The following is a 20,157-nucleotide window of genomic DNA, read 5'->3' as shown; positions in this document are numbered from 1 at the left end:
TTTTACCTTGTCCCAAAAAAGAGCGGTTATTAGCAGTTAAGCCTTATTCAATAAGTCTCTTAACCCTATCACCGCTCATAAAATGAATTGTATCTAACCGTTCACAGCAAACGAGAACGGTATCTAACTTTGCTTTTTTACTTGCCGGACTTTACCAACAAATCTTCGCTTATAATCCTAAACGAGTCACAAACATCGCATCGCCATAGCTAAAGAAACGATAGCTATGCTCAACCGCATGTTGGTAGGCTTGCATAACATTATCATATCCAGCAAATGCACTGACCAACATGATCAAGGTTGACTCAGGTAAGTGAAAATTAGTTAACAGACAATCGATTAACTGAAATTGATAACCCGGATAGATGAAGATATCGGTATCACCAAAGAAAGGTTTAAGTTCAGAGCCCTTTTTCACCGCATCTTGCGCCGCACTTTCTAGTGAACGAACTGAAGTTGTACCTACAGCAATGACTCGACCACCTTGCGCTTTGGTTTCGTTAATGGCGTCTACCACCTCTTGAGTCACTTCGACATACTCAGCATGCATGTGATGCTCAAGAATATTGTCAACGCGTACAGGTTGGAATGTACCTGCGCCAACATGCAAAGTAACGAACGCAAGTTTTGCGCCTTTAGCTTTAATTTTAGCTAAGATTTCATCATCAAAATGCAGCCCAGCCGTAGGGGCAGCTACCGCACCCGGCTTAGCGTTGTACACGGTTTGATAACGCTCTTGATCGGAATCTTCATCAGGGCGATCAATGTAAGGCGGCAGTGGCATGTGCCCGACTTCTTCTAGGATCTGCAATACGGCTTTGTCTGAAGTAAAACGAATCTCAAACAGCGCATCGTGTCTTGCCACCATCACTGCTGAGTATTGATCTTTGTCGCCAAGCAACAACTCAGTACCCGGCTTAGGAGACTTAGAGGCACGCACATGCGCTAAAACAGTGTGTTCATCGACCATTCGCTCAACTAACACTTCAATCTTGCCGCCACTGGCTTTACGACCAAAGACACGTGCAGGAATCACTCGGGTATTATTGAATACTAGCAAGTCTCCTTCGTTAACAAGATCTAAAATATCAGTGAAGTGTTTATCCTGAACCTCACCGCTATTACCCGTCAGTTGCAGTAAACGGCTCGAAGTACGATCCGGCGTCGGATAACGTGCGATCAATTCATCGGGTAGGTCAAAATGAAAATCAGAAACTTGCATGGCGAATAACGATCCTAGGCTAAATATTTTGCAGGGCGCTAGTATAGATTGCCACCAGACAAGATCAAGGAAAGATAAAGAAGTCGTTGATTAAAGCCCTCTATTACACGCCATTTGCAAGCAATAGAGGGCGAAATGGTAAACTTAACGTCGTTGGAAATGTCTTCTAAAGGCGACGGCTGATAACAACAATAACCAGATAAAGTGCACACTGCCTGAATCGGAATCCGATCCGCCACAATCCACAAATACCGTTTCGCTTTCGTCACAGCCTCCCTCTTCAGGTAAGGCTTCGTCATCCTCAGAAGATTGAGCGTTTTGAATGAAATTAGGCGGAGTCACTGTGTCTGACGGCAGTTCTTCACTGTCCACCACTTGGTTAATCCAGTCATAAAAATAAGACACTTTGGTATGGAAACTCGGGATAGTCACCGAGCCACAAACAGGCAAGATAAATGGCGCACCACTGACAATACCAATTTGATACTCAGTGCCATCTAGACTAGACAGTAACGCGCCACCAGAGTCACCAATACAGGCAGAGTTGCCATACACCTTGCCATCATCTTCCGCATCAGTATTGGGATCATCAAATTGTTCAAGCTGAGTCGGATTGGTACAGATTTTGGTTGGATCTATCGCCGAAGAAATAAAATCGGGGGTATCTTTACCCTCTTCCAGACGAGCAAAACATTCATCAATGGGGTAAAACGCTTGGGATGTAGTTTGCAGTTGTAGCTCTACAGCATCTCCCCAAGGGTCATACACATCCGTACTACCCCAACCATGTATTTGTACATTTTCAGGCCTGGCCACATTGCTTTCTGTTGGCCACTGGGAAATTAATTCAAGCTCAAGCGCTGCCATCACTTCAGGACTGGCTAAGGTTGCTGGTGTGATATCGGGTAACGGATATTTGATCCTCAACAAAGCAATATCGTTTGATAGCTCAGTATTGATTTGTTCAACATCACCATTGGTTACTTCGACACTACTTAGCCTTTGATAGTCACTGTGCACCACCACATGTGACACATCCACAAAGTTGGTAATGTCACCGCTAATATCAGTCTCTAAATTTGCCGCGCTATGCGTAATGGTGAGCTCTCCGGGACGAGCAACATAGTAATCACCCGCATTGGTGCCATCTTCACCGGGAAATACCACACAGTGCGCCGCGGTTAAAATCCACTGCTCACGAATCAAAGTTCCGCTACATAACGGAAATTCCGCCATATGACTTGAGCGAATGGTGACTCGATACTCGGCATCGAACACATCATCACCCAATGTAACCGCTTGGGCTCCGGTGACCATTGATAAGCCTATGGTCGATAAAATCCATTTTTTCATCATTGATTCCATTTCTAAATATCTTTAACTAGCAGACAAAATCGTCACTACCCCGTTTAAAAATGGAATAGGCTGTTACAAAAAAGTAGTTATCTGCGACAAACAATTGTTAGTTGCGATCAAGATCACAAAATGTGCAACTGGATCAAAGCGATAAAAGAAGCCGATAAATCCTCCCCAATAAAGAAAAGCAACGAATTTGCTCAAATGTTAGGAGTAAATCAAAGTAAAAATACGCCCTGATTACTATAGTTAAATCAGATGTATTACTTCGGAACTTGCTAGGAGATCATTATGATAAAAATTGTCGATCTTATGACTCGCAACCCCTATACACTGTTGCGTTCCAACACCCTTGCCGATGCACAAAAGCTCATGACCGAACACGAAGTTAGACACGTACCTGTGGTTGATGTGGATGACAAGTTACTGGGACTCGTTACACACAGAGACATACTTGCCGCTCAAGACTCTAACTTGCAATCCGGTGCTGAAAACAACAACTACACTCTGCAAACGCCACTTAACCAAGCGATGTCGAAAAACGTCATTACGGTGAGCCCTTATGCGGGTCTAAAAGAAAGCGCCTTAATGATTCAAAAACGCAAAGTAGGCTGTTTGCCAGTGGTGGAAAATGGAAAACTGGTAGGCATTATCACTGACAGTGACTTTGTGACTATCGCCATCAACTTACTGGAACTGCAAGAAGAAGTGGAACCCGTCGAAGTAGGCACATAAAAAAAGCCACATCAGTTATGATGTGGCTTCATCGTTGTTATGTTAACGCGCTACTGCAACAGCGGTTATTGTTGTGGGCGCATTGCAGGGAATAGAATCACGTCACGAATAGTGTGCGTGTTAGTAAATAGCATCGTTAGACGATCGATACCAATACCTTGGCCTGCTGTTGGTGGTAGACCATGCTCTAGTGCAGTAATGTAGTCTGCATCGTAGTACATTGCTTCATCATCACCCGCATCTTTTGCATCAACTTGCGCTTTAAAGCGCGCATCTTGGTCTTCTGCATCATTAAGCTCAGAGAAACCATTTGCCACTTCACGACCACCGATAAAGAACTCAAAACGGTCAGTGAAGAATGGGTTGCTGTCACTACGGCGTGCCAGTGGAGAAATATCCGCTGGGTAACCTGTGATGAAGGTAGGTTGAATCAGTTGAGGCTCAGCCGTTTCACCAAAGATCTCTTCAAGAAGTTGACCACAAGTCCAGAACGTTTCTACTTGAACGTGAACCGATTTGGCAATCGCCACCATCTTGTCACGGTCTTGAATGTCTTCTTCAGTCATTGCTTGAATTTCAGCATGATCTGGGTTGTATTGTTTAATCGCTTCAAACATGCTCATACGTGCATATTTGCCACCAAACTCAACCGTTTCATCGCCGTAAGGCATTGCTGTTGAACCAAGAACTTCAACCGCTACTGTGCTTAGCATCTCTTCAGTCAGATCCATTAGATCTTTGTAGTCAGAGTAAGCTTGGTAGAATTCCATCATAGTGAATTCTGGGTTGTGACGTGGAGAAAGACCTTCGTTACGGAAGTTACGGTTGATCTCAAATACACGGTCAAAGCCACCCACAACCAAACGCTTCAAGTAAAGCTCTGGTGCGACACGTAGGTACATGTCGATATCAAGTGCGTTGTGGTGAGTGATAAATGGACGTGCGGTTGCGCCGCCAGGAATCACGTGCATCATTGGCGTTTCGACTTCTAGGTAGCCTTTACCACTCATAAAGTTACGAATAGCAGACACTAGCTTAGAGCGAATAATAAACGCATGGCGAGAATCTTCGTTTACGATCAAATCAACGTAACGTTGACGGTAACGCATCTCTTGGTCAGTTAGGCCGTGGAATTTTTCTGGTAGTGGACGAAGCGCTTTAGTCAGCAATTCGTACTCTTCCATGTTCACGTAAAGATCGCCTTTACCTGATTTATGTAACGCACCTTTAATACCGATAATGTCGCCGATATCAAGACCTTGGTACTGTGCTTTAAGCGCTTTTTGTACGTCTTTAGCTGCGTAACCTTGGATACGGCCAGAAGTTTCTTGGATCACTAAGAAAGGACCACGTTTTGCCATGATGCGACCTGCAACAGCCACTACATGGTTCAGTTCTTCTAACTCTTCTTTGGTTTTCTCACCAAACTGTGCTTGAAGGTCACCGGCTAGGCTGTCACGACGAAAGTCGTTAGGGTGACCGTTTGCCTTGCACTCCTTGCGGATTGAATCTAGTTTCGCGCGGCGCTCTGCAATCAGTTTGTTTTCATCAATTTGAACTTGCTCAGTCATATTTAACCCTTATTACAGTCCAGACTTAAGGCTGGCTTCGATAAATTTGTCTAGGTCGCCGTCTAAAACGGCTTGCGTATTTCTGTTTTCTACACCAGTACGAAGATCCTTGATACGAGAATCATCCAGTACGTATGAGCGAATTTGGCTGCCCCATCCGATGTCGGATTTGGCATCTTCGTTTGCTTGTTTCTCAGCATTTTGTTTTTGCAGTTCAAACTCAAACAATTTTGCGCGTAGCTGCTTCATTGCTTGGTCTTTGTTTTTATGCTGAGAACGGTCATTCTGACATTGAACCACGATATTGGTTGGTACGTGCGTAATACGTACCGCAGACTCAGTGGTGTTAACGTGCTGACCACCAGCACCAGAGGCGCGGTATACGTCAATGCGAAGATCAGATGGGTTAATATCGATCTTAATGTTGTCATCAATCTCAGGATAAATAAATGCAGAAGCAAATGAGGTATGGCGACGACCACTGGAATCAAATGGTGATTTACGCACTAAGCGGTGTACACCGGTTTCAGTACGCAGCCAACCATAAGCGTATTCGCCCGCAACGCGCACTGTTGCGCCTTTAAGGCCAGCAACATCACCGTCAGACACTTCGATAACTTCAACTTTAAAGCCTTTCGCTTCAGCCCAACGTAAGTACATACGCAGCATCATTGAAGTCCAATCTTGCGCTTCTGTACCACCAGAGCCTGATTGCAAATCGATGTAGCAATCAGAAGCATCGTGGTCGCCAGAGAACATGCGGCGGAATTCTAACTTGTTCAGTTTAGTTTCCAGCTCAGCCAGTTCAGGCTCGATTTCATCAAAAGTTTCTTGGTCTTCTTCTTCAACCGCTAACTCTAGCAAGCCATCCACATCTTCGACACCTTGATCTAGTAAATCAATGGTTTCAACGACAGCTTCTAGTGATGCACGTTCTTTACCTAACGCTTGAGCACGTTCAGGTTCGTTCCATACATCCGGTTGTTCAAGTTCTGCATTTACCTCTTCTAGACGCTCTTTCTTAGCGTCATAGTCAAAGGTACCCCCTCAGGACATTAGTGCGTTCAGACACATCCTGTAGGCGGTTTTTGATCGGATTGATTTCAAACATTATTGGCCAATACTTTGAATAGAAAATAACCGCGGAATTTTACTCAAAAATGTGAGCAAGATACAGAAATATTTTAAAGATAGTGAATTATATTGTGGATAGTTTTAAGCCACTAGATTAAGCAACATCAATATGCTCCACCATCAACTGCAGCGATTGGTTGCCTCTAAACTCATTGATATCAAGGCGATAAGCCATGCGTACTTTGGTTGTTGCCGGATCCGGCCAGCGGCGCAAGTCAACATTAAAAGCAATCGCATCCAGCATAATGTTGGTGCCGTGCGATTTATGCAGTGGCTCAAGCATCAACTTAAGATGTTTTTCACCGACCAATTTCTGATGTAAAACTTTAAATTCACCATCAAAAATAGGCTCAGGAAATGCTTGTCCCCATGGACCACCATTACGGATTTCCATTGCGGTGTGCATAGAAAACTCTTCTGGTGTCAATTCACCATCCGAAAGTACGATACCTTTTAAGGCATCTTCTCCCACTTCATCGCGTACGGCTTTATCAAACAATTCACTAAACTGCTTAAAGTCTTGCTCTTTAATGGTTAAGCCTGCCGCCATGGCGTGCCCACCGAATTTTAAAATAAGCCCGGGATTTTGCACGTCGATTTTATCGAGTGCATCACGCATATGCAGCCCTTTAATAGAGCGACATGAGCCTTTAATTAAGCCATCTCCGCCATCGGCAAAAGCAATCACAGGACGATGGAATTGATCTTTAATGCGGGAGGCTAAAATACCAATCACCCCTTGGTGCCAATCATGTTGGAACAAGGTGATGCCATAAGGCATCTCTTGGTCTTTACTAAACTGAATTCGCTCGCAAAAAGCCATTGCTTCTTGCTTCATGCCATCTTCTATTTCACGGCGAGTAATATTGAGAGCATCTAATTCGGTAGCCATGCGTCTTGCGGCATGAATGTTGTTACTCATTAACAACTCAACCCCAAATGACATGTCATCCAATCGCCCTGCGGCATTGATTCTAGGGCCTAAAGCAAAACCAAAATCAGAGGCAACCAAACGGCCTGGGGTTCGTTTCGACACTTCGATTAAAGCTTGTATACCCGGGCGACCATGTCCGGCGCGAATGCGCTGCAGACCTTGGTGCACCAGTATGCGATTGTTCTCGTCTAATGCCACTACGTCAGCCACCGTACCTAGCGCCACCAAATCCAGAAATTCGGTAAGATTGGGCTCGGCAATGCCCATTTGTGCAAACCAGCCTTTTTTGCGCATCAGTGCTCGTAGCGCAATCATCAAATAAAACGCCACCCCGACACCGGCTAATGATTTAGACGGGAAACCACATTCATTTAAATTTGGGTTCACCATAGCGTCGGCATTGGGCAAGACATGTCCCGGTAAGTGGTGATCGGTCACCAGTACCTGAAGACCATTTTCTTTGGCAAACCGTACCCCTTCAATGGAGGAAACGCCATTATCGACCGTCATGATCACATCAACGCCCATCTCAATCGCTTGTTCCACCACTTCAGGGCTAAGGCCATAGCCATCTTCAAAACGGTTTGGCACCAAATAATCAACGTTATTCGAGCCTAGCATGCGCAGTGCCATAACCGATAACGCCGAAGATGTTGCGCCATCGGCATCAAAGTCACCCACCACAATAATGCGCTTATTGTTTTGAATGGCAGCAAACAACAACTCTGCGGCGGACTCGATACCAAATAGTTTTTGTGGGGCTAGCAAACCCTTTGCACCTCGCTCTAGTTGCGAGATGGATTCAATTCCGCGAGCCGCATAAATGCGTCTCATCAATGCAGATAAAGAAGTTGGCAGGCTTGAGATATCCGCAAGAGGACGGCGTTTAATTTCGATCATGTGCTATCAATATTGTTCTGGAGTAATAAAAAAGCGCTGTAATAACAGCGCTTCGATACATCATATTAGTTTTGAGATTGCAGTCTGGCTAGTAAATCTTTTGGCGATAAGTAACCGCCTACATTAATGCCTTTCGAGGTATACACCGCAGGAGTACCTGACACCCCAACAGATTTACCGACTTGGTAATGTTTGGTAATGATCGATTGGCACTGCTTGATATTGTCCGTTGAGACTTCGGCATTTTTGCCACGTAGCTTCATATCACTCATGGCTTGAGCAGGGTCGTCATGACACCAAATGTTCGCCATTTGTTGCGCCACTTGACTTTGTGGGCCTGAACGAGGGAACGCAAGGTAACGTACTGTAATACCTAGTTTATTGTATTCATCCATTTGGCGATGCAGTTTTAAACAGTAGCCGCATGACGTGTCAGTAAAGACAGTCACTACGTACTTCTCATCTTTAGCTTTATAGACAATCATTTCATCGCTAAGACTTTCTAATTGAGCTGCAATTTTAGGACCAAGACGCGCCGCAGTCACATCTTTAAAATTGCCATCATCATCGAGTGAATATAGCTTACCCGGAATAAAGTAATCGCCTTTTGGCGTGGCATAGAAAGTACCTTGATTGGTGGTCACTTCCACTAAACCATCAATACCCAGAGATTCCACTTCGGTGACAGAGACGCCAATTTTAGCAAATCGCTCTTTAATTTGGGCTTCATCAAACTTTGCTGCACTAACACTAAATGCAATTAACGAGCAGATAAGTAAGCTAAAAACTCGACATAAACTCTTCATACAATTTCCTACTAAATAAAAAATATTGAGTGCGATTAGTTGTTGTTAATATCACGCTCTTGGATGGTGTTGCTGATGGATCTGTTTTAGTCGTTCGGTAGCAACATGAGTATAAATTTGGGTAGTAGATAGATCACTATGCCCTAATAACATCTGTACGACACGTAAATCAGCCCCATAGTTCAATAAATGGGTCGCAAAAGCATGCCTCATAACGTGTGGTGACAAAGTCTCGGTATCTATGCCTGCTATCAAAGCATAGTACTTTATGCGGTGCCAAAACGTTTGACGGGTCATTTGTCGAGCACGTTTACTGGGAAAAACCACATCCGAAGAGTGCTCTCCCATTAACGCAGATCGTCCTTGGGTCAAAAAACGTTCAATCCAATCAATGGCATTTTCGCCCATAGGTACTAGACGCTCTTTTCCGCCCTTACCCACAACGCGCACCACACCTTGACGTAAACTCATGTTTTCCATCGTCAAACCCACCAGCTCAGAGACGCGCAATCCAGTGGCGTATAACAGCTCTAACATCGCTTTGTCACGAAGCTCGATAGGATCATCGACATTAGGCGCACTGAGTAAACTCTCAACTTGTTGTTCGCTAATATCTTTCGGTAAACGTTTTGGTAATTTAGGGCGAACCAATAACACACTAGGGTCATCCGCGCGTACTTTTTCACGATACAGATATTGAAATAAACGACGCATTGCCGACAGCATGCGCGCACGACTTGATTGAGCAAACTTCTGCTCAGCCAACCACACCTGATATTCCAATAACTTTTCAGGGCTTACAGAGGTGAGATCTGAATCATTATGATCTAACCATTGAGAAAGCTTGCTCAAATCTAAACGATAGGAAGCTAAGGTATTTTCTGATAAACCTTTTTCCATCCATATAGCGTCTAAAAATTGTTCTATAAGATTCTGATTTAACAAGCTAAAAGACCTATGGTTCTCAAAATAATAGCCTAAAGTATACAAGCATAACTGTGATTGCTAGAGCGGAACACTGAAACTTATTAAAAATAAGGGTAGAATCAAAAGTATGACAATTAGCTGTAATAAAAATAATGAAAATAGGACTATTTTTCGGCTCTACTACCTGCTATACCGAAATGGCTGCGGAAAAAATTCAAGACATTATTGGAAGTGAGATTGTAAATCTACACAACGTAAAAGATACGCCACTTGCCAAAATGAACGATTATGATTTTTTGATTCTCGGCATTTCCACATGGGATTTCGGTGAACTTCAAGAGGACTGGGGCGCATTATGGCAAGACATCGATGGCATACCGCTAACCGACAAGCACGTCGCATTGTTCGGCTTAGGGGATCAAGAAGGATATGGCGAATGGTTTCAGGATGCGATGGGACTACTTCATCAGCAGCTTCAGCCAAGCAATCCTAACTTTATCGGCTACTGGCCTACCGATGGGTACGAATTTGCAGCATCAAAGGCATTAACCGCCGACGGTACTCAATTTGTCGGCCTTGCTCTTGATGATGCAGCGCAATATGAATTAACCGATGAGCGGATTGCCGCTTGGTGTGAGCAAATTCTTACCGAATATGCCGACACCTTGTAAGCAATAGACTCATTGATAAGTACGGAGGTGCCGTAATCGCCTCCTTGTCACGCGCCACTGCCACTTCTGCTCACATAACTTTTTATCACCAATACCCTTAACCTTCCCAAAACCAAAAGCCTTTAATCGATGAAAGCCAGCACTAAAGATTTTCAGTTTAAACAATTTACTATTTGGGGTGGTCACAGCGGCATGCCCGTGAGTACCGATGGTGTTCTATTAGGCGCTTGGGCCACACTCTCTGGCTGTCAGCATCTTTTAGATATTGGCACAGGTACAGGATTATTGACGCTGATGTGCGCGCAAAGGCAGCCCAAGCTAACGTTGACTAGCATTGATATCGACCCGCATGCCATTGAGGCAGCGCAGACTAATTTTTCTGCCAGCCCCTGGGCAGATCGCATCACTTTACAACACCATGATGTGATTGCTTTTAGTCGTGATAACTTAGCTAAGTTTGATGGCATCATATGCAATCCCCCTTATTTTAACTCGGGCGAACAGTCAGCCTTAGCCAGCAGAGCCACCGCCAGACACACAGCCACCCTGCCTCACCCTGAATTATTACGCTGTTGTGGGGAGCTTCTGCAAGACCAAGGAAGGGCCAGTTTTATCTTGCCTAGCCTAGAAGCTGAGCAATTTATCGAGCACGCTGTCGCGCAACAATGGCAATTAACTCGACTGTGCAAAGTAAAAACTACCGCCAGAAAAAATCACTCGCGCTATTTATTTGAGCTACAACTAAAAGGGTGCGAGCACACAAAAACCGACCAAAGTGAGCTGATCATTCATCAAAACGAGCACTACAGCGCTCAATTTGTTGCTTTAACACAGAGTTTTTACCTAAAGATGTAAATAAGAGTGTGACCAGCATCACCATTAAACTATAATACTTTCTTTTATCATCCACCCGTTTGCGGAGCACTGCAGTGTTAAGAACTTTTGCTGAGTTAGATTTAGACCAATCCCTTATTAAAGCCATAGAAGAAATAGGCTTTGAGAGACCAACAAAAGTACAAAGTGAAGCCATTCCTCAAGCATTGGACGGAAAGGACATCCTTGCATCTGCACCAACAGGAACAGGTAAAACCGCCGCTTTTGTACTTCCAGCGTTACAATATCTCTTGGATTTCCCACGTCGTCGTGGCGGCCCAGCTCGCGTATTAATTCTAACGCCAACCCGTGAATTAGCGATGCAAATCACCGAGCAAGCTAAACAGCTGGCTAAATATACCAACTTGAACATTTTCACCATTACTGGTGGTGTTATGTATCAAGATCACGCTGATATTCTGTCCACTACTCAAGATATCGTAGTGGCGACACCAGGACGCTTGATGGAATACATCAATGCGGAACGATTTGATTGTCGCGCTATCGAATGGTTAATTTTGGATGAAGCTGACCGTATGTTAGATATGGGCTTTGGCCCGGTTGTGGATCGTTTATCTAACGAATGTCGCTGGCGTAAACAAACCTTATTGTTCTCTGCCACGCTTGAAGGTAAAGGTGTAGCAGGTTTCACTGAAGATCTATTAAAAGATCCGGCAGAAATCGATGCGCAGTCATCACTAAAAGAGCGTAAAAAAATTCAGCAATGGTATCACCGTGCTGATGACGCAGAACATAAACTTGCCCTGCTAAAACACATTATTACTGAGCAAGCGGAAAGAAGCATCATCTTCTTAAAAACCCGTGAACGCCTTGCTGAGTTACGCCAACAACTGGATAGCGCTCAAATTCCATGTAGCTGGATTCAGGGTGAAATGCCGCAAGATCGTCGTAACAACGCCATTGCCCGTTTCCGTGATGGACAAGTGAATGTGCTGCTCGCAACCGATGTTGCCGCGCGTGGTATTGACCTGCCAGACGTAAGCCACGTAATTAACTACGATCTACCTCGTACTGCCGATGTCTACTTACACCGTATTGGTCGTACAGCACGTGCAGGTAAAAAAGGAAATGCGGTTTCTCTTGTTGAAGCGCACGATCAACCTATGATTGAACGTGTAGAACGATACACAAAAGAAGCCATCAAAGAGCGTTTCGTTAAAGATCTTCGTCCAAAACACAAGAAACCTGTGTTCAAGAAGAAAAAGAAGCCCGCCGCTAAAGCTGCGACTAAAGCTAAGAAGAAGAAAAAATAATACTCATCCCCCGACCTTAGCGTCGGGGATTTTTTTATCTGGCTATTTGCTCCAATACTAATGCTAATGGCAATACGGCAGAGCTACTCAATCACTAAGCTGCCGTCTGCATTAAATTGCCAAGAATCAGCGTGCGCCACTTCCCAATAATGACCATCAGGGTCTTTGAAATAACCACTATAACCGCCCCAAAACACTCTCTGAGCAGGTTTAACCAAACTGCCCCCTGCTGCTACCGCCTGCTCTAATATCTCATCGACTTGATGCTGCTGCTTAGTATTGTGCGCTAAAGTCATGACTGGCGAAGCCATTGTTGCACCTTCCGCTAACTCGATACCTACCTCTTCGGCCAGTTTTGTTAATGGATAGAGTGCTACACAAACACCAGAGGTTTGAAAAAAGACAATATCTTGATCTTCGGTATAAGACGAAGGAAAACCAAGCGCAGAATAAAAATCATAAGAACGCTTCAGATCGGCGACACCTAACGTAATAATGCTGACTCGCGGTTCCATAGCTACCTCGGCTTTTTAAATTTAAGAATGGTGTTGTAAGGATAGCGACTAAAGTTGTGCCTTCCATCGCTGCTTGCTGATTTTATACAGACAGTGCCAACTCAGATTAGAATTCACATCAAGCCGTGGGTGCTGAAAATTAGCATGGGTATCTTGCATCCCCACTTTTTGCATTACCTTTTGAGAAGGCAAATTCACCAAAGCGGTAAGGCTATAAATGACATCGACATGCATACGCTCAAAGGCATAATACAATACCGCTGTAGCGGCTTCAGTGGCAAAGCCTTTGCCCCAATGACGCTCATTTAGACGCCATGCGATTTCTTTAAACGGTTTAGTTAAAATCCCATCATCAATGGATCTTTGCTGCAAACCCAATATACCCACAAACTGCTCCGTCGACTTTTCTTCGACTACCCACATACCCCATTGCTGCTGTTGCAACTCTTCGGATAAACGTCTTGCTGACTCAATACTTTGCAGTGGAGTTAAGGTGCTAGGAAAAAATCGCATCACATTTGGGCTCGCATTCATTTGTACAAATGCATCGAAGTCGCAGGGCTTCCAAGGTCTTAATCGCAATCTATTTGTTTGCAGGATCATAGATGCGCCCCTTAGTGATTTTAAAGATAAGGAAAGTGAGGTAGGTATTGGGTATTGTCTGAGTACGGGATTGATATCAATGCGTACTCAGACGAAAAAGATTATCTTATTGCTGATCTCTTTTAAAGACTAACTCTCTGGCGGTTGAGTCTGTATCACTAAAATAGTAACCCGCACTATCAAATAGCTTTAATGCTTCGAGGCTGTCTACCTGATTTTGAATGATGTATTTCGCCATCATGCCGCGAGCTTTTTTAGCGAAGAAGCTAATCACTTTGTACTGACCATTTTTCAAATCTTTAAACACTGGCGTAATCACTCGCCCTTGTACATTTTTCGGTTTTACCGATTTGAAGTATTCGTTAGAGGCCAGGTTAATTAATAGGTCATCTCCTTGCGCCGCTAAGGTCTCATTCACCTTATCCGTGATTTGGTCACCCCAGAAATGGTATAAGTTGCTGCCTCTAGCGTTTTCTAATCTTGTGCCCATTTCTAAGCGGTAGGGCTGCATCAAGTCTAGTGGTCTCAATAAGCCATATAAACCTGACAACATGCGAAAATGCTGCTGAGCATAATCAAAGTCTTGCTCGCTAAAGCTCTCTGCTTCAAGCCCTGTATACACATCCCCTTTAAATGCAAAAATGGCAGGGCGAGCGTTGTCGGGGGTAAAAGTGGTGCTCCACTCTTGAAAGCGAGCCACATTCAATCCAGCGATTTTATCGCTGACTTTCATTAATTTTGAAATATCAGTCGGTGTCAGCTTTTTACAGATATTAATTAATTTTGCTGACTCAGAGATGAATTCAGGCTGTGTATAACGTTCAGTTGCCAATGGCGACTCATAATCTAACGTTTTTGCAGGTGAGACTAAAATCAGCATATCGATGTCCTTTACTTAAAAATGCTTACCCTATTGCACTAGAGTATAAAAAAAGCCGCGCTAAGTCAGCACGGCTTTCACTATTGTTTTAATCGGAGAATTCGATTACTTGTTGCGTTCCACTTGCGCTTTTAGCTCTTCGTAATCATCCCAGATCCCTTCTTCAAGCTGAGAATGAAGCTCAGGGTAGTTTCTCGCATCAAAGGTTGGCACAACACCGGCTTTTAATTGCTGGTTATAGTCTTTAGCCAATTTCACCACTATACCTGACAGTAACAAAATCGCGACCATGTTCACTATCGCCATTAAGCCCATAGAAACATCGGCCATAGCCCAAACAACCGGTAGGGTTGCCACTGCGCCAAATAAAACCATACCCAATACAATAACGCGGAAGATATTCAAACCCGCTTTATGGCTGTGTCGTAAGAAAATAAGGTTAGTTTCAGCGTAAGAGTAGTTGGCAATGATAGAGGTAAAGGCGAAGAAGAAAATCGCTACCGCAATAAAGATACTGCCCCACTGACCGACTTCAGCGCTCAATGCTCGCTGAGTCAATTCGATCCCCGTAAACTCACCATGTGGTACATATTCACCAGAGACTAAGATAATGGCGACCGTTGCCGAACAAATCACAATGGTATCGGTAAATACGCCAAGCATTTGTACATAACCTTGCGAGGCTGGGTGTGGCGGATAAGGCGTTGCTGACGCTGCCGCATTTGGCGCGGAACCCATACCGGCTTCGTTAGAAAACAAACCACGTTTAATGCCGTTGATCATCGCTTGCGCGATTGCATAGCCAACACCACCAGCGGCCGCTTCTTGCAGACCAAAGGCACTCTTAAAGATAAGCGAGATAACATCAGGCACTTTATCTAAGTTACTGAACATCACAAATAGCGCTAAACCTAAATAGGCCAACGCCATAACAGGTACAACAAGTTCAGCGGTACGAGCAATTTTGCGAATACCACCAAAAATAACGAACGAAGAGATCGCAACAATGATCACACCGCCAATCAATGCATTTCTGTCAAAGGAAAATTCACCAACCGACATTGGGTGCGCTTGAATTTCAAAAGCATTAATAACAGCGCCAACAATCGAGTTTGCTTGCACCGCATTAAAGACTAAACCAAAGGCAATGATTAGAAATACTGAGAACAGTACCCCCATCCAACGCATACCTAGGCCTTTTTCCATATAGTATGCAGGGCCGCCACGGTAGTTACCGTCGCTATCTTTGGTTTTGTATAACTGCGCTAAAGAGCTTTCGGCAAATGAGGTTGCCATACCGAGCATAGCGATAAGCCACATCCAAAAAATGGCGCCAGGACCACCCACGGTCAGTGCTACCGCAACCCCCGCCATATTGCCGGTACCCACGCGAGCAGCCAGACTGGTACAAAGTGCTTGGAAAGATGAAATGCCCGCACTGTCTGCTTTACGACTATTTTTTAAAACACTGAACATGTGCCCAAAATGTCTAAATTGGATAAAGCCAAGACGTATGGTGAAGTAGATACCACCACCAACAAGTAGATAAACGAGAATCGATCCCCACAGAAGATCGTTCATTAGATAAATTATATCAGCCACATAAACCTCGTATGCAAAGGGACTCTATGAGAGCAAATGAATGGTTGCTACTTGGTTTTTTATATTTATACCAATCGCAGTCATTAACTTATCAGCCTAGCTTATTCAAATGCTTTGTTCCGAGCATTTTCCCTTGGCTATTTCTGAGCATTTAATTGCTTTGATGGGTATCAGACCTGAGTAGTGTAGAAGGCAAACCGTCCACTTCATACCATTCTTGGAATTTAATTTTGCGTGTGCATCATGCCGATATAAATCTGATAAATCAAATTACACCCTTTTATGCTTGTTTTTTATACAATTACGCTATCTCATAGTGTAATTATCATCACCATTGACACATTATTTTTACTTTTTGTACATATTTGCTAAACACATCAAAGATACCATCATGCTGTTTATGATAATAATGTCGTTAAGTTTGCTAGATGGTCAAAGTATCTGATTGTCCATCATCAATACAAACTGAAAGTACTTAATTACAACTAAAAGGGATAGCTTATGGATGGCTTGCAACTTGATAGTATCTTTGATGAATCAGAAGCGCGGACTCCTCGCAGAACCCGCTCAAAACCCGTAAAACGTAAATGGCGTGAAATTGAAGCAATAAAAGATCGTCAAAAACTTCAAAAGGAATTGATGGATTTGGATGTGTGCAGCAGTTATCGATTAGAAGACATTCAGTTATAAACGAACAAACGTAGCCCTTGAGCTAAGTTTGCTCCTATTCGATACACTCTAAACAGCAAAAGGATGGGGCTTCCCCATCCTTTTTTAATATTCAGCAAAATTTAACAGAGTTCTTTATCAACCTGTTTCACTCGATCGGCCAATTGCTTGTATTTGTCGGCAATGGTTTCACCAAATACAGGATCATCTTCTTGATCCCCCCATTTAGTTTCCAAATATTGCCAATCCGCGGTAGTCAGAGTTTTATTCAGTAAGGGCAAAATTTCATGCTCTTCCAGATCAAGATGCTGCTTTTGACTGCGAATGAAGGTATTAAGTTGTTCGGCGAAAATATCTAATGGTACGACAGCATCTTGCAAGATCATGTCGACCATATCTAAAAACTCATGAGTGGTCTTAGAGAGTGCAATGTGCTCAGCTTCTAGATTACTGATTGTTTCATCCTTACCGTACTTCTCATTAAAGTAATGATAAATAAGATCTTCTTTGGGATGATGCGTTCTCTCAGAATGTTCGCAAAGGTAATCAACTATCTCTTTTAATAGAGAATAATTGATTGGCTCCTCCCTTTTCACCTGTTTCAGCTTTCTTTTCAATATTGCCAGCAAACGTATCATATAATCGTGTTCGCGCTGGATTCTTTCAATCATCATGATCTATTCCTCCATACCTACAACTGTTTAAAGTTTACGCGATTATACTCGATTGTGTTTTAAGTATTTTTTAAAAGAGTGAAGGATGAGATCTCGGTATTTGCCAATTGATTGCGGTTTTACCTTGTTGCTCTAAATATTGATTGGCTAATGAAAAGTGCTGACAACCTAAAAAACCACGCCTAGCCGATAATGGCGAAGGATGGCTTGAAGTCAGTACACAATGTTTAGCATGATCAATACAAGCGCCTTTCTTTTGCGCATGTGCGCCCCACAACATAAACACGATATGTTGCTGCTGGCTAACAAGGTATTCGATTGCATGTTGAGTAAAGGTTTCCCAGCCGCTTTTAGCGTGCGAATGAGCCTTACCTTGTTCAACCGTCAGTACAGTATTAAGCAGTAATACCCCTTGCTCAGCCCACGATTGTAGGTAGCCGTGATCAGGGATTTCAAATTCGGGAATATCTTGGGCAAGCTCTTTGTAGATATTGCGTAACGAAGGGGGGATTTTATTACCAGGCAACACAGAAAAGCTCAGGCCATGAGCTTGATTTGGACCATGGTATGGGTCTTGACCGAGAATAACGACTTTAACTGTTTCTAACGGTGTATTTTCAAATGCAGAAAACACATGCTCTGGTGATGGATATATGCATTTGCCGCATGATCGTTCAGCTTCAATAAATGCTTGTAAAGACGAGAAATACTCTTTTGAACGCTCTGTGTTTATGAAATCTTGCCAACTCAACCTTATCTACTCCGTTACGTTTGGTATTAGAGAAAATAGTGGCATATTGTTGGCAAATTAGATATCACTTCTTCTTAGGTGTTCGCTGAGGAGTTCGGTGATGTCCTTGCCCACGCTGAACTGGGCGGGCTTGAGGTAGTACAAAACTTGCATTAAACATGACACACTCCATAATGCGTAGTGACTTCGTCCGGTGCATTATGTGACTAAAGAAGTGTGCCAACAATCCGCTTATTTGCAAAATAAGTTACACAGAAAACGACCGCAGTGCTTGGATTTCATCCTGCCATCTTTCCGGTTCAATTGTTTCTAGGATCAGCGGAATTTCATCAAAGCGAGAGTCTTGAGAAATGTACTTAAAACACTCCCAACCTATCTCCCCTTCCCCTAATGAATGGTGTCTGTCGACCTTTCCACCCAATGCTATTTTTGAATCATTAATGTGCATTGCACGTAAATAGTGCATACCGACAATACGATCAAATTCGGCAAAAGTATGTTCACAAGCTTCGGCCGTTCTTAGATCGTAACCCGCAACAAAAGTGTGGCAAGTATCAAGACAAACCCCAACACGGCTTTTATCTGCAACTTGCTCAATAATTTCGGCTATATGTTCAAATTTCCAGCCAAGATTGGTGCCCTGTCCGGCGGTATTTTCTATTACTGCAATCACATTCGGCACAGCTTGATGCGCCAGATTAATAGACTCGGCAATGCGCGCTAAACATTCACTTTCGGAGATCTTTTTCAAATGACTACCAGGGTGAAAATTTAGCAAAGTAAGCCCAAGTTGTTCGCAACGCTCCATTTCATCGATAAATGCTGCACGTGATTTTTCTAACTTCTCTTCTTCCGGCGCACCTAAATTAATCAGATAAGAATCATGGGGCAAAATTTGCTGTGACGAATAGCCTAAAGCGGCGCAATTTTTCTTAAAGGAATCGATGCTTTTTTGCGTTAATGGTTTTGCTACCCACTGACGCTGATTTTTGGTGAATAAAGCAAATGCGTTTGCGCCAATTTCTTTGGCTCTGATCGGTGCGTTTTCCACGCCACCAGCAGCAGAAACATGAGCACCTATAAATTTTTTATTTAACATGAAAACTCTCACTGACTTCAAAAAACGATAACTCTCAAACTGTTATGCTCAATCTGAATAGCAATGATTTTGATACAAATGTTGTTAAAAAACCACACATTCGCATTCAAATTCATACAAGTTGTTAATTTATATAGCGTAAGCTCATGAATTAACTAAAGATTGATCCTAATCATAGAAAATACCCTAAAAAAAATGCGGTTTTTAGTTGTTTTTTGACTTAAATCAATATTAAAATGGCAAACATGCAGTGAGCGAACTAAAAACGCTCCAAGTTTATCCGTAAATCTAACCCACATATGTGGCTGAGGAGAAATCATGATCAAAGGTATTCAAATTACAAAAGCAGCAAATGATGAGCTTTTAAACTCTATCTGGCTACTAGATTCTGAAAAGAACGAAGCACGTTGTGTTGTTGCAACGTCTGGTTATGAAGCAGATCAACTAATCGCAGCTTCAGATCTAGGTGACTTCGAAAGCCGTGAAGTAGCTATCGAAAAAGCACCTAAAGTAGAAGGCGGTCAGCACCTAAACGTGAACGTTCTTAAACGTGAAACTCTTCAAGATGCAGTTGCTCACCCAGAGAAATACCCACAGCTAACTATCCGTGTTTCTGGCTACGCTGTACGTTTCAACTCTCTAACTCCAGAGCAACAACGTGACGTTATCGCTCGTACTTTTACTGAGACTATGTAATTACTAGTTTTTAAGTAAATTGCGAAAAAAGCTTGGCACTAGCCAAGCTTTTTTTTGCTCTAAGCAAAATATAATACCAATCGTACTAAATAACTGGTCATTCTAGCTTGTTAAAATACTCGATAACGGCGTTAGAATTTTTGATTGTAGAATAACTACTTATCGAAAAATTTTGCCTTGTTCTCGAGCATTTTTCCTGCGCTAGTTCTGATCACTTACTTAGTGTGATTGGTATAAAAAAACGACACCGAAGCGTCGTTTTTCA

General features: G+C 43.2%; 20 protein-coding genes. 6 read left to right on the top strand and 14 right to left on the bottom strand.

What is annotated here, in order from left to right; genetic code table 11:
• Nucleotides 1-169 precede the first annotated feature (169 nt).
• Nucleotides 170-1,222, bottom strand: a complete 1,053-nt coding sequence (gene queA / locus VHA01S_RS11340; RefSeq protein WP_023404519.1) for a tRNA preQ1(34) S-adenosylmethionine ribosyltransferase-isomerase QueA — start codon at nt 1,220-1,222, stop codon at nt 170-172.
• Between the two features lie 144 nt (nt 1,223-1,366).
• Nucleotides 1,367-2,575, bottom strand: coding sequence for a S1 family peptidase (locus tag VHA01S_RS11335; protein WP_052029616.1), 1,209 nt, complete (start codon nt 2,573-2,575; stop codon nt 1,367-1,369).
• Nucleotides 2,576-2,869: 294 nt separating this feature from the next.
• Between VHA01S_RS11335 and VHA01S_RS11330 the strand changes: the two genes are divergently transcribed.
• Complete coding sequence (locus VHA01S_RS11330; RefSeq protein ID WP_023404517.1) at nt 2,870-3,313, top strand: CBS domain-containing protein; 444 nt, start codon at nt 2,870-2,872, stop codon at nt 3,311-3,313.
• A 65-nt stretch (nt 3,314-3,378) separates the two neighbouring features.
• On the opposite strand, the gene lysS is transcribed toward VHA01S_RS11330, so the two are convergent.
• From lysS to xerD, 5 genes are all read right to left on the bottom strand, one after another.
• Nucleotides 3,379-4,884, bottom strand: coding sequence for a lysine--tRNA ligase (lysS, locus tag VHA01S_RS11325; RefSeq protein ID WP_023404516.1), 1,506 nt, complete (start codon nt 4,882-4,884; stop codon nt 3,379-3,381).
• Between the two features lie 12 nt (nt 4,885-4,896).
• A protein-coding gene (gene prfB, locus VHA01S_RS11320; protein ID WP_119006043.1) for a peptide chain release factor 2 occupies nt 4,897-5,995 on the bottom strand; the annotation gives its coding sequence in 2 pieces (ribosomal slippage) (nt 4,897-5,919 and nt 5,921-5,995; 1,098 coding nt in all).
• 117 nt (nt 5,996-6,112) lie between these two features.
• The gene (recJ, locus tag VHA01S_RS11315) at nt 6,113-7,852 is read right to left on the bottom strand and encodes a single-stranded-DNA-specific exonuclease RecJ (RefSeq protein ID WP_023404514.1); all 1,740 of its coding nucleotides are present in this window, start codon (nt 7,850-7,852) and stop codon (nt 6,113-6,115) included.
• A gap of 65 nt (nt 7,853-7,917) precedes the next feature.
• Complete coding sequence (gene dsbC / locus VHA01S_RS11310; protein ID WP_023404513.1) at nt 7,918-8,658, bottom strand: bifunctional protein-disulfide isomerase/oxidoreductase DsbC; 741 nt, start codon at nt 8,656-8,658, stop codon at nt 7,918-7,920.
• A gap of 51 nt (nt 8,659-8,709) precedes the next feature.
• On the bottom strand, nt 8,710-9,603 hold the full coding sequence (gene xerD, locus VHA01S_RS11305) for a site-specific tyrosine recombinase XerD (protein ID WP_039970757.1): 894 nt from the start codon (nt 9,601-9,603) through the stop codon (nt 8,710-8,712).
• Between the two features lie 134 nt (nt 9,604-9,737).
• On the opposite strand from xerD, the gene fldB reads away from it, so the two are divergent.
• The 3 genes from fldB (at nt 9,738) to srmB (ending at nt 12,403) form a co-directional block, all read left to right on the top strand.
• The gene (gene fldB, locus VHA01S_RS11300) at nt 9,738-10,256 is read left to right on the top strand and encodes a flavodoxin FldB (protein WP_023404511.1); all 519 of its coding nucleotides are present in this window, start codon (nt 9,738-9,740) and stop codon (nt 10,254-10,256) included.
• A 129-nt stretch (nt 10,257-10,385) separates the two neighbouring features.
• Nucleotides 10,386-11,111, top strand: a complete 726-nt coding sequence (locus VHA01S_RS11295) for a tRNA1(Val) (adenine(37)-N6)-methyltransferase (protein ID WP_023404510.1) — start codon at nt 10,386-10,388, stop codon at nt 11,109-11,111.
• 74 nt (nt 11,112-11,185) lie between these two features.
• Nucleotides 11,186-12,403, top strand: a complete 1,218-nt coding sequence (gene srmB, locus VHA01S_RS11290; RefSeq protein WP_023404509.1) for an ATP-dependent RNA helicase SrmB — start codon at nt 11,186-11,188, stop codon at nt 12,401-12,403.
• An 83-nt stretch (nt 12,404-12,486) separates the two neighbouring features.
• On the opposite strand, the gene VHA01S_RS11285 is transcribed toward srmB, so the two are convergent.
• The 4 genes from VHA01S_RS11285 to VHA01S_RS11270 all read right to left on the bottom strand — a co-directional run bounded on the left by VHA01S_RS11285 (nt 12,487) and on the right by VHA01S_RS11270 (nt 16,003).
• Complete coding sequence (locus VHA01S_RS11285) at nt 12,487-12,918, bottom strand: VOC family protein (RefSeq protein WP_023404508.1); 432 nt, start codon at nt 12,916-12,918, stop codon at nt 12,487-12,489.
• A gap of 48 nt (nt 12,919-12,966) precedes the next feature.
• Nucleotides 12,967-13,521 carry a GNAT family N-acetyltransferase gene (locus VHA01S_RS11280; protein ID WP_023404507.1) on the bottom strand — a complete coding sequence of 185 codons (555 nt, stop codon included), beginning with the start codon at nt 13,519-13,521 and terminating at the stop codon, nt 12,967-12,969.
• Between the two features lie 106 nt (nt 13,522-13,627).
• On the bottom strand, nt 13,628-14,401 hold the full coding sequence (gene yaaA, locus VHA01S_RS11275; RefSeq protein ID WP_023404506.1) for a peroxide stress protein YaaA: 774 nt from the start codon (nt 14,399-14,401) through the stop codon (nt 13,628-13,630).
• A gap of 105 nt (nt 14,402-14,506) precedes the next feature.
• Nucleotides 14,507-16,003, bottom strand: coding sequence for an alanine/glycine:cation symporter family protein (locus VHA01S_RS11270; RefSeq protein WP_023404505.1), 1,497 nt, complete (start codon nt 16,001-16,003; stop codon nt 14,507-14,509).
• A 501-nt stretch (nt 16,004-16,504) separates the two neighbouring features.
• On the opposite strand from VHA01S_RS11270, the gene VHA01S_RS11265 reads away from it, so the two are divergent.
• The gene (locus tag VHA01S_RS11265) at nt 16,505-16,693 is read left to right on the top strand and encodes a DUF3545 family protein (protein ID WP_023404504.1); all 189 of its coding nucleotides are present in this window, start codon (nt 16,505-16,507) and stop codon (nt 16,691-16,693) included.
• A 101-nt stretch (nt 16,694-16,794) separates the two neighbouring features.
• Here the strand turns inward: VHA01S_RS11265 and VHA01S_RS11260 are convergent, their stop codons facing one another.
• The 3 genes from VHA01S_RS11260 to nfo form a co-directional block, all read right to left on the bottom strand.
• Entirely contained in the window at nt 16,795-17,346 is a 552-nt protein-coding gene (locus VHA01S_RS11260) for a hemerythrin domain-containing protein (protein ID WP_023404503.1), read from the bottom strand.
• A 70-nt stretch (nt 17,347-17,416) separates the two neighbouring features.
• Nucleotides 17,417-18,097: a uracil-DNA glycosylase gene (gene ung, locus VHA01S_RS11255; protein ID WP_023404502.1), complete on the bottom strand. Its 681-nt coding sequence runs from the start codon at nt 18,095-18,097 to the stop codon at nt 17,417-17,419.
• Nucleotides 18,098-18,344: 247 nt separating this feature from the next.
• The gene (gene nfo / locus VHA01S_RS11250) at nt 18,345-19,196 is read right to left on the bottom strand and encodes a deoxyribonuclease IV (protein ID WP_023404501.1); all 852 of its coding nucleotides are present in this window, start codon (nt 19,194-19,196) and stop codon (nt 18,345-18,347) included.
• A gap of 318 nt (nt 19,197-19,514) precedes the next feature.
• On the opposite strand from nfo, the gene grcA reads away from it, so the two are divergent.
• Nucleotides 19,515-19,892, top strand: a complete 378-nt coding sequence (gene grcA, locus VHA01S_RS11245) for an autonomous glycyl radical cofactor GrcA (RefSeq protein ID WP_023404500.1) — start codon at nt 19,515-19,517, stop codon at nt 19,890-19,892.
• Nucleotides 19,893-20,157: the final 265 nt, after the last annotated feature.

Origin of the sequence: Vibrio halioticoli NBRC 102217, from assembly GCF_000496695.1 — a bacterium.
GTDB classification, from domain to species: domain Bacteria; phylum Pseudomonadota; class Gammaproteobacteria; order Enterobacterales; family Vibrionaceae; genus Vibrio; species Vibrio halioticoli.
The sequence above is the reverse complement of the archived record's forward strand: the minus strand, read 5'-3'. Positions and strand labels throughout refer to the sequence as shown.

Bases quoted from the DNA above. Each gene is read 5' to 3' on its own strand.
- VHA01S_RS11260 (WP_023404503.1), bottom strand. From the start codon at position 17,346: ATGATGATTGAAAGAATCCAGCGCGAACACGATTATATGATACGTTTG.
- VHA01S_RS11295 (WP_023404510.1), top strand. From the start codon at position 10,386: ATGAAAGCCAGCACTAAAGATTTTCAGTTTAAACAATTTACTATTTGG.
- VHA01S_RS11280 (WP_023404507.1), bottom strand. From the start codon at position 13,521: ATGATCCTGCAAACAAATAGATTGCGATTAAGACCTTGGAAGCCCTGC.
- queA (WP_023404519.1), bottom strand. From the start codon at position 1,222: ATGCAAGTTTCTGATTTTCATTTTGACCTACCCGATGAATTGATCGCA.
- yaaA (WP_023404506.1), bottom strand. From the start codon at position 14,401: ATGCTGATTTTAGTCTCACCTGCAAAAACGTTAGATTATGAGTCGCCA.
- fldB (WP_023404511.1), top strand. From the start codon at position 9,738: ATGAAAATAGGACTATTTTTCGGCTCTACTACCTGCTATACCGAAATG.
- VHA01S_RS11330 (WP_023404517.1), top strand. From the start codon at position 2,870: ATGATAAAAATTGTCGATCTTATGACTCGCAACCCCTATACACTGTTG.
- grcA (WP_023404500.1), top strand. From the start codon at position 19,515: ATGATCAAAGGTATTCAAATTACAAAAGCAGCAAATGATGAGCTTTTA.
- VHA01S_RS11265 (WP_023404504.1), top strand. From the start codon at position 16,505: ATGGATGGCTTGCAACTTGATAGTATCTTTGATGAATCAGAAGCGCGG.
- VHA01S_RS11285 (WP_023404508.1), bottom strand. From the start codon at position 12,918: ATGGAACCGCGAGTCAGCATTATTACGTTAGGTGTCGCCGATCTGAAG.
- VHA01S_RS11335 (WP_052029616.1), bottom strand. From the start codon at position 2,575: ATGAAAAAATGGATTTTATCGACCATAGGCTTATCAATGGTCACCGGA.
- dsbC (WP_023404513.1), bottom strand. From the start codon at position 8,658: ATGAAGAGTTTATGTCGAGTTTTTAGCTTACTTATCTGCTCGTTAATT.
- nfo (WP_023404501.1), bottom strand. From the start codon at position 19,196: ATGTTAAATAAAAAATTTATAGGTGCTCATGTTTCTGCTGCTGGTGGC.
- lysS (WP_023404516.1), bottom strand. From the start codon at position 4,884: ATGACTGAGCAAGTTCAAATTGATGAAAACAAACTGATTGCAGAGCGC.
- recJ (WP_023404514.1), bottom strand. From the start codon at position 7,852: ATGATCGAAATTAAACGCCGTCCTCTTGCGGATATCTCAAGCCTGCCA.